We start from the raw sequence: 8,601 nt of genomic DNA, 5'->3' as shown, positions 1-8,601 counted from the left end.
GGTTGAAGGAGAGTTTCAGTAACGAACCGGCTTTTTTCAGCGCCGGCAATACAGCGCTATGCAACAGGAAGCCGTTAAAGGTCAACAGCACAACGATGCCGATCTTGGCTTGCAGTTTGGGGTTGAGGAAATACTCCATCCCCTTGCCGGCATAATCGATCCCGATAATACCAATGCCCGTAACCCAGAGAGCTACAAGTGCAAGCGATACGGTTTTTTGAAGGCTTTCCATGTGCGCGTCATCTTGGTGACCTGACGCATCCCCCTTCAGGAGTTGCTTGACCATTGCAATGTCACTGGTCAAAACCAGCCCGATTGCAACGCAGCAGGCGATAAGATGAAAATATACAACGCCCAAACGCACATATTCCACGGTGGACGAAGAAAACATACTAAGTTCCATGGTGACCTCTTGGTTTCAATAGTGAATCAACTTGGCTCTCAGCACGGTTTGATTGAAATTTACCGTTGCTGACTACCATTTAGATCCAGCCATTGTTATCAGTTAATCTTGCGACATTACGCCATCAAGATAATAGTGAATTTCGCGAATGAACTTTTAGTCATTCGATCATGTCCATTTTCAGGTAACAAAAAACATCATCCGCACTGAGTGCATATGAGGTTTAACTTCCGCTTCTAGGGAGGGCGGCGAGGCCCGGAACCCGATCGACTAGTTGATCAGGCAATGCTGGTGGGGTCGGCGGGGCTTCCACCCCATTCGAGGAAACGGATCTTGTGAACCTCGCCCTCGCTGTCTTCGTAGACCAGGGTCACCGGTACCACGCCGGTCTTGTCGGATGTATCGGTGCGCTGCAGTACCCGCTTCACATCGATTTCCATACCGTAGTGGTATTCGACGGCTGAGACATGCGCGCCGGGTTCTTGCAGGCTGTTCTGGTCGAAGACACTGGGTGCGAGACTGGAAATCACCGCACTGACAATTGTGGCCATGCTCATAAGGCTGTACCTCTTCTTAAGTTCACTTGACAAGGACCTAATGTGACACGAGGTGACAGTGAAGTTCACTTCACCGCGACGAACGTGCCCGCCTGAAAAGCCTGTAGTGGCTGCAAACTCCCGGCAATTCCCCGCGCTTGACGCCTTTCGACCGTTCGTCCTTTAACCCCCGTATTTGTTGGGCAAAGTCCGTTTCTGAAGGAGGTCATAACATGTCATGACGGATTTTCGCGCACGGTGAATCAGTGCTTTCAATTCAGTCGGCTGAGTCCGAGCGATTGCGAACGCCTGCTATCGAGCCAGGGGAGAAATATCGGGTATTGGTCGATTGTTGACTGTCGCGAAAGGTAGCCACCGACCCATTGCGGACGGTCAGACTTCACTTGGGAAGCGCTGAGCAAGTACCCGACTCGTGTCTCGTCGACGTTCTCAGCCTGATTTCTAAAACCTGGTGGGCGAGCACTGCTATTTTGAGCCGGTTTGTGTCCCGGTTTCGCAGGTTGGCGGTGCATCGCCCGTGTTGCAAGCGGATTGATCCCTAAGTGTCGCACTAGCGACGATAGTAGCGGCGATCGTCCTCGTAGCGGTACCGCATGGCCCGATCCTGGTGGCGCTCCCAATCACGATGGCGTTCGGCTTCTCGGCGGGCTTGCTCTCTGCGCCAGTTATCTCTACGCCAGTCGTCTCGGCGCCAATCGTCTCTACGATCGTGCCAGCGGCCGTCATGCCAGTATCGGTCGTCATGTGCAAGCAACGACCCTGGCTGCTTGCCGGCCATACTGGCCAAGGTCGGCCAAGGGTTGCCGGCAGCCTGGACCGGAACCTGAACTGCTGCGACTTCAGGTGCGAAAACAGGGGTTGAGGTCTTCATCTGTGTTGCTGATGCCGAGCCCACTGCCGCGAACGCGAACAGGCCGAAGAGCACCATCCGTGGGTCATGGAATTTCATGAGTGAAGACAACCTCTGATTGACAATTGGACGTGTGGCCATCTGGCTGCGGGAAGCCTGCGGGTTCGCGCTTATCGAGCGGATGTGCCTATCCACATAGACCGATAAATAGGGAAAAGTTCTAGGTAGCCGCTGTTTAAATAACCAACGGCCTCAGTGTTCGGCCCCTTTGAGGACTGCTATCTCGATGTCCGCTTCGGTCCTTTTTGCCCCAACGTGAAGTGCAGATACGGATCACGCTTGGATGTTGGGGGTGGTAAAAAAGTGATACTGGTTGCGCCGGCCTTTACAGCGGGACCTTCAGGGTACTGGTCAGGTCAAGAGGGGCCCTGTATCGCAGATGCCGAGCAGCGCTGGCGGCCTGTTTCAGGGCTGTGCCGTCCGAGATCAGCCGAGTCCGCCCCCTGATGCCAACCAAGAGTTTTCTGTCGGCTCTGCTCCTCGCTTTTTGCGCCTTCGCGTCGCTTTGCTCTATTGCTGCGGAGCGAAGAGCGCCCCTGCATATTCAGCCGAACAATCCCGCGACGCTGCATTACCTCGGAGTATTGCGACTTCAACAGGGGCAGTACCAGCAAGCTGAAACCTTGGCGGCACGCTCTAATATTCGGATTGGTAACAACGTCGAGTTACGCAACCGCAACTTCGAATTGATCCAAGCGGCGCAGCAGGCCCAGGCTTCGAGTTCCCCACCCAAAGCCAAAGAGGAAGGACCTGGTCGTAGAACAGAGGGGGCAGGATGAGGAGGCCCAAAGGCGCTAAGAAGCAGAGATGGCCCCTGCTGAACAACCCCCGTCTGAATCGAGCTGAGCCACACCTGTATCGTTCAGATTTCTTCTGGGGAAACCACCCATACGCTGCAGGGCAACTTGTACAGCAGATGTTCCACGGTACTGCCAACCAACCGCTCCATTGCGCGGTGACCAACGCGTCCCATGACAATCACATCGGTGTCATTGGCACCCGCGTAGCTGGAAAGCACCTTGGCCGGATTGCCCATGATCATATGCTGGTGTTCCGGCGGGATACCGTTGCGCTCAGAAAGGTTTTGAAACGCATCAGCCTGCGCGTCGAACAGGGTCTTGGCTTTTCCCGATGAGAAAAACGCCGAGCCATTACTGAAACCGAATTCGTCCGCACTGATGCTGGAAAGGTCATGGGCGTAGATCACGTCCAGTTCTGCGTTACAGATACTCGCCAGTTTGGAGGCCTCGCGCAGAATTCTGTCGTTGAAGCCTTCGTATTGGTCATCACAATGAAAAGAGTCAACTGCGGCGACGATCTTGCGCGGCAAAACGTTGTGCAAATGACTGACAAAATGCAGGGGTACCGGGCATTCGCGCAGTAGATGGATATCCAAGGGCGTAAACATCAGGCGTGACAGCAGCGATTCGTGTTCCAGCGCCTTGATCAATACGGACATCGGCTGTTCTTTGAGATGAATGAGGATTTCCTGCAAGGGCCTTTCGACCCAGACGACTTCAGTGGTGACGTGCACACCGATCTTGCGCAAGGGGCGGGCCTGGTCTTCGAGCCACTGGCGATGGCGCTCGACATAACCCAGCCGCATCTGCTCCAGCGCTTGTTCGTTGACCATTGCGGCAGTCGCCAGTCCTTCAAGATAATCGAACGCCACGATGTGCAGGGCGGCACCCGTAGCCTTGGCCAACGCGGCGGCCCGGTCGAAGGCGGGGCTGTTTTCCATCAATGGCGAGACGACCAGCATGAAACGTGATTGATCAGACATGACAAATCTCCGCAAGGTAATCGCGCAATCGCTAGCCCCAATGGCTTCGGCGTTATTGGGCAGTGAAGCCTTTCACTTAGCCTGCCGCCGTTCGGAGCTCCGGGTTTGATCTTTGTCAAATGGAGGGGGGAAGAATGATCTTGGCCGACGCGCGGTTATCCGGGCGTCGTCCAGTGAAGAAATTGTTGACCATTATCAATCTTTCGTCCGGCTCCCCGGCGCAGTCTTTGGGTTCGTGCTGGGCTTTGGCTTACGTACGAAAAGGAGGGATTACCATGGCAACCATGAGCGCGGCTGGGGCCTGTCGCCGCTGGTGACCCACCGTTTCAAACTCGATGATATTGAAGCGGCCTATGAATTGTTTGCTCACCAACGAGACGGTGTGATGAGGGTTGCGATTACGCCGTGACGCTGTGCGCGCTGATTCTCTAAGTAGTACGGAGGTTTCAATGATCATTGATATCACGCAGAAGCCGGTAAGCCATTGCTGGGTCGTGTACATGGACGCCTTGGAAGTGAACTTCAACAGTCTGGGAGAAGCACAGGCGTTTGTTGGCCAGCTCAAGGCACGTATCGAGGCGCCACATGTCTGGCCAAGTGGCGCTGGCCCGGTAGACGACACAAGACGGATACCTGAGCGTCAAACGCCTTCTGTGGTTCTACTCCAGGATTGACATGACCCTGTGCCGAGGTGCCCCATGTCGCAATCTCAGCGTTTACTCTTGATCGCGCCTTCAGCCATGACTCGGACACCGGCATTCGACCGGGCCGTCGCGCTTGCGCTCGCGATGCAATTGCCATTGCACCTTGTGGCGTTCGACTATTCACAGGCCCTGGCGGTGGCCGGGCTGTTCGCCCCGGAACAATTCAGCCTGGCCCGGGACGGCTATCTGCAAATCCATCGCCAATGGCTCGCGGATCAGGCGGGATGGATGAGCAAGCAGGGCGTCGAGGTCACTAGCGAAGTGGTGTGGGTACAGCATCCTTACGAAGAGATCCTGAACTCCATCCATGAGATGCCGCTGACGCTGATCATCAAGGACGCCCAAGAAGAATCGGCGTTCAAGCGCGTGTTTTTCACACCGCTGGATTGGCAGCTGCTGCGCGATTGCCCAGCGCCGGTGCATCTGGTGACTACTGCGCTGAATGCCCGGCCACGCAATGTACTGGCCATCATTGACGTGTTGCGCGATGAAGATCAGGGCTCTGTGTTCAACGACCAGATTATCGACGCCGCGGTGAAGCTGGCTGCGGTCTGTGATGCCAGTCTTGAGTTGCTGCATGTGTATGACTGGACGGCTGTATACGTCCAGGACATGGGCTTTGCCGCATTGCCACTGGCCAGCGGGATCCATGAAATGTTGGGAGCGGCTCAGCATGAGGCATTTGCGGCCATCGCTGAACGCCACGGCGTGCCACCGGAGCGTCGGCACTTCGTGGCGGGGGCACCCGTGCCGAGTATTTGTGGATTTGTCTTAGAGTACCGCAGCGATGTCATTGTCATGGGCACGGTGCAGCACAAGGGCTTGAGTAAATTGCTCGGAACCACGGCCGAGCAACTCCTGCATCGGGCGCCGTGCAGTGTGCTGGCGATCAAGCCGGGAAGAATGCTGCAATCCTGAGGGCTTGGTCGCCCCGTGATGAGCCGTTGGCCGGAACATCGCGGGGCGATTTTCTACAGGTAAAGACGATGGGCTTGAAAGGTTGGCGCGCAGCAAAAGAACCACGTTTGAATCCTTTTCTACACCGCTGTCGATGCTTGAATCTGATCTGGATCAGACAGCGGTGCCGGCGGCACTGGTTTACGTGTGCTTGATGTAAATCAAACCGCACGAGGTGATAAAGCGCAGTCTTGAAACCATGCCGGCACTGTATGACCGGAGTCGAACGGAGGTGTGTGATGGGTCAATATCAACGTTTTCTGCTGATCGCTGACCAAACCCTGCATCAGTCTCCCGCCCAGTTGCGTGCCGTCGCACTGGCCAAGGCAGCCGGGGCCGTACTGGATGTGCGGGCCTTTGTCGAACCGGCGCCGGTGGTTCATTTATGGCAAGAAAAAGTCGACGACGCAGAGCATCAGCGCTATCTGCGTCGCTACCGCCGCTGGGAGGCTGAAGAGCTCGATCGACTCAGCGACCTGGGGCTGGATGTGACGGTCAAAGCCGTCTTCACCACCCATCCGCTGCTGGACATTTTGAAGACGGTCGAGGACCTCAAGCCCGACCTGTTGATCAAGGATGTAACCCTTGAGCCCGTGCTCAAGCGAGTGTTCATCACCCCGCTTGATTGTCATTTGTTGCGTGAATGCCCAATCCCCGTGCATCTGGTCAATCACGTCCGTTACAGCTTGCCGCACCGAATCGTCGCGGCAGTGGACCCGTTCGATCCGTCGACACAAATCAGCGGTTTGAACGACACCATCATTCAGACCGCCAACGCTATGGCCCTGCAATGCGATGCTCCGTTACACCTGCTATTCGCCTATGATTTATCGCCCGCTTTCAACAGCGACGCGCCACTGGCCGGGGGCGGTTGGGGCGTGGATCTCAGCGAAGAGCTACGTCAATCCTTGCACCAGGCGTTTGTTACATTGGCAGAGCGCTACGGGGTGCCACCGGAGCGACGGCATTTCGTCATGGGACTGCCGGTGCCGGCGATCAGTGAGTTTGTCGAGCAATACCTGGCCGACGTCGTGGTGATGGGCACTGCGCATCGGGTGGGGCTCGACCGGTTGATCGGTAGCAACACAGAGCGAGCACTGTACTCTGTGCCGGGCAGCATTCTGGTGGTCAGGTCGCGTGTCAGGTAATGAGCGCTATCGCGCCGTTGAACTGACCTGTGCGCAACAGCGCCAGCCAGAACCATGGCACGCATGAAAATTCTCCAGGCAGCAGGTGTCAGCGGAGGTGACGATGGCAGCCCACGATCAGTTTCTTGAGCCCGTCCATGTTCTGGATGTGGACGTCGCGGCCGTTTATTTCCACCAGTCCCTGGTCACGCAGGTGCGCTATGCCCCGACAGATGGTTTCAAGGCGCAGGCCCAGGTAAGAGCCGATTTCCTCCCGACGCATTTTCAGCACAAAACTGCTGGACGAGTAACCGCGCGTATTCAAACGCTGCGACAAATTCAAAAGAAAAGCGGCCAGGCGTTCATCCGAGTTCATGTTACCCAGCATCATCAGCATGTCGTGATCGCGAACGATTTCCCGGCTGAGGATTTTGTTCAGGTTGTGCTGCAATGACGGCAGTTCTCGGGCAAGTTTTTCCAGGTGAGCAAAGTGGACGGGGCAGACCTCGCTATCCTCCAACGCAACCGCATTACAAGCATGCAGGTCGGTACTGATGGCATCTAGACCAAGTATTTCACCGGGGATCTGGAACCCCGTGACTTGCTCGCGACCATCGACCGAAAGCACGCTGGTCTTGAACGAACCGATTCGCACGGCATAAAGCGAACGCAACGGATCGCCTGTGCGGTAGAGTGCTGCGCCTTTTTTGACCTTCAATCGTTGAACGATCAGTGTGTCCAGACGTTTGATTTCCAGACCGGTCAGGCCAAGCGGCAGGCACAACTCCAACACGCTGCAGTTGGAACATGCAGACTTGAGGTTTTGACTTTGAAACGGCCTGGCTTCAGACATGATCTAAATGCCCCCGTATGGATGGGATAAGCATAGGTAGTACCCACCCAAATCACCCTTTGTTTCAAAGTAATGTGGACGTAACAGACGAGTGGGTGAAAACCCCGTTCCGTCGATTGGTTCCCATGCGCCATTGGGCCCATACGCAGTCTTTGAGATTTGATGTAAATCAAGTCATGAGCGCTTCAGACTCTCAGAATCGAGGAAAAACCTACTGGTTACCTGATCCTCTGGCGGAGAAGTTCATGAGTGATTTTCTGAGTGCCGAGCAACTACAGAGGCATGACGTGCAAACTGAACCGGCCATGGACATTGGTGGTGAATCGCTGGCGTCTACACAGAGGCGGCCTGCGTCGTGTATCCACACCACTGGAGATTTATCATGAGCCAGTATCAAAGCCTGTTACTGATCCTCAACCCGGCCTTGCGCCATTCTCCAGCCATGAATCGTGCGGCAGCGCTGGCCAAGACCAGCGGCGCGAGTTTGCATATCGCGGCGCTAATCCCCTCGTTCAAATGGTTATCGTTGCTTGAAGACGGCGATCGAGAACTGGCTCGGGAGCGTTACCTGCAGGACCATCGCCACTGGTTCAAGGCTCAGGCCGAGAATTTGCGTGGCAGAGGGATCGAGGTAACCACCGAGGTGGCTTGGGCTGAGGACATCAAGCAGGACATCATTGATCACGTCACGGACATGCAGCCCGACTTGTTGATCAAGGAGGTTCAGCATGAGTCCGTGCTCAAACGGGCCTTCTTCACCCCGTTGGACTGGCATTTGTTGCGTCACTGTCCGGTGCCGGTCTATCTGGTGGGCGGGAGCTGCTACGTTTTGCCCCGCAAGGTTGTAGCCGCGGTCGAGGTATCGGATATCGAGTCCGTCGACAACGAACTGAATGACCGAATCATCAAGCAGGCTTGCAGTCTTGCCATGCAGTGCAATGCCGAATTGCATTTGCTGTACGCCTGCGATATCTCGGCCGCTTATCTTGCGGACATGGGCGGCCTGACACTTGCTGACCTTACCAAAGCGCTTCGCAGAGACCTGGAAAAGTCTTTCCTTGAGTTGGCAGGCCGGTTCGGGGTGCCCTCCGATCGTCGACATTTCATTGAGGGACATCCGGTCACGGTGTTGAGTGAGTTTGCTAATGAACACAACGTGGATGTGATCGTGATGGGCAGAGTCCAGTCCCATGGTGTGGACAAGCTTTTGGGCAGCACGACCGAGCATATTCTGTATCAGGTGCCATGCTGCGTTCTGGCGGTCTAGATCGAGTCTGTACCAGACTTGATGGCACACCGTCAGTTCG

8 protein-coding genes and 3 pseudogenes are annotated in these 8,601 nt (G+C 55.7%); 6 read left to right on the top strand and 5 right to left on the bottom strand.

What is annotated here, in order from left to right; genetic code table 11:
• The 3 genes and pseudogenes from AC1DVE_RS13790 to AC1DVE_RS13780 all read right to left on the bottom strand — a co-directional run.
• Positions 1-403: pseudogene (locus AC1DVE_RS13790) on the bottom strand (hypothetical protein); the annotation flags it as partial.
• 278 nt (positions 404-681) lie between these two features.
• The gene (locus AC1DVE_RS13785; RefSeq protein ID WP_008001371.1) at positions 682-960 is read right to left on the bottom strand and encodes a DUF2790 domain-containing protein; all 279 of its coding nucleotides are present in this window, start codon (positions 958-960) and stop codon (positions 682-684) included.
• Positions 961-1,510: 550 nt separating this feature from the next.
• Positions 1,511-1,909: a hypothetical protein gene (locus tag AC1DVE_RS13780; RefSeq protein ID WP_223455518.1), complete on the bottom strand. Its 399-nt coding sequence runs from the start codon at positions 1,907-1,909 to the stop codon at positions 1,511-1,513.
• Positions 1,910-2,316: 407 nt separating this feature from the next.
• Here AC1DVE_RS13780 and AC1DVE_RS13775 point away from each other — a divergent pair.
• Positions 2,317-2,665 (top strand): annotated as a pseudogene (locus AC1DVE_RS13775) (tetratricopeptide repeat protein); the annotation flags it as partial.
• Positions 2,666-2,732: 67 nt separating this feature from the next.
• Here AC1DVE_RS13775 and AC1DVE_RS13770 read toward each other — a convergent pair.
• Positions 2,733-3,653 carry a universal stress protein gene (locus tag AC1DVE_RS13770; protein ID WP_223455519.1) on the bottom strand — a complete coding sequence of 307 codons (921 nt, stop codon included), beginning with the start codon at positions 3,651-3,653 and terminating at the stop codon, positions 2,733-2,735.
• 301 nt (positions 3,654-3,954) lie between these two features.
• On the opposite strand from AC1DVE_RS13770, the pseudogene AC1DVE_RS13765 reads away from it, so the two are divergent.
• The 4 genes and pseudogenes from AC1DVE_RS13765 to AC1DVE_RS13750 form a co-directional block, all read left to right on the top strand.
• Positions 3,955-4,062: pseudogene (locus AC1DVE_RS13765) on the top strand (hypothetical protein); the annotation flags it as partial.
• Between the two features lie 40 nt (positions 4,063-4,102).
• A complete protein-coding gene (locus AC1DVE_RS13760) occupies positions 4,103-4,327 on the top strand; it encodes a hypothetical protein (protein ID WP_223455520.1) in 225 nt (74 codons plus the stop codon).
• 24 nt (positions 4,328-4,351) lie between these two features.
• Complete coding sequence (locus AC1DVE_RS13755) at positions 4,352-5,275, top strand: universal stress protein (RefSeq protein ID WP_477783985.1); 924 nt, start codon at positions 4,352-4,354, stop codon at positions 5,273-5,275.
• A 278-nt stretch (positions 5,276-5,553) separates the two neighbouring features.
• A complete protein-coding gene (locus AC1DVE_RS13750; protein WP_477783984.1) occupies positions 5,554-6,462 on the top strand; it encodes a universal stress protein in 909 nt (302 codons plus the stop codon).
• Between the two features lie 88 nt (positions 6,463-6,550).
• On the opposite strand, the gene fnr is transcribed toward AC1DVE_RS13750, so the two are convergent.
• Positions 6,551-7,294: a fumarate/nitrate reduction transcriptional regulator Fnr gene (gene fnr, locus AC1DVE_RS13745; RefSeq protein ID WP_223455523.1), complete on the bottom strand. Its 744-nt coding sequence runs from the start codon at positions 7,292-7,294 to the stop codon at positions 6,551-6,553.
• Between the two features lie 382 nt (positions 7,295-7,676).
• Between fnr and AC1DVE_RS13740 the strand changes: the two genes are divergently transcribed.
• Positions 7,677-8,561, top strand: coding sequence for a universal stress protein (locus AC1DVE_RS13740; protein WP_477783983.1), 885 nt, complete (start codon positions 7,677-7,679; stop codon positions 8,559-8,561).
• The last annotated feature ends 40 nt before the right edge of the window (positions 8,562-8,601 follow it).

The organism is Pseudomonas sp. P4_B4, from assembly GCF_056402255.1.
Note: the sequence above shows the minus strand (reverse complement) of the source record. Positions and strands in the feature narration are given on the sequence as shown.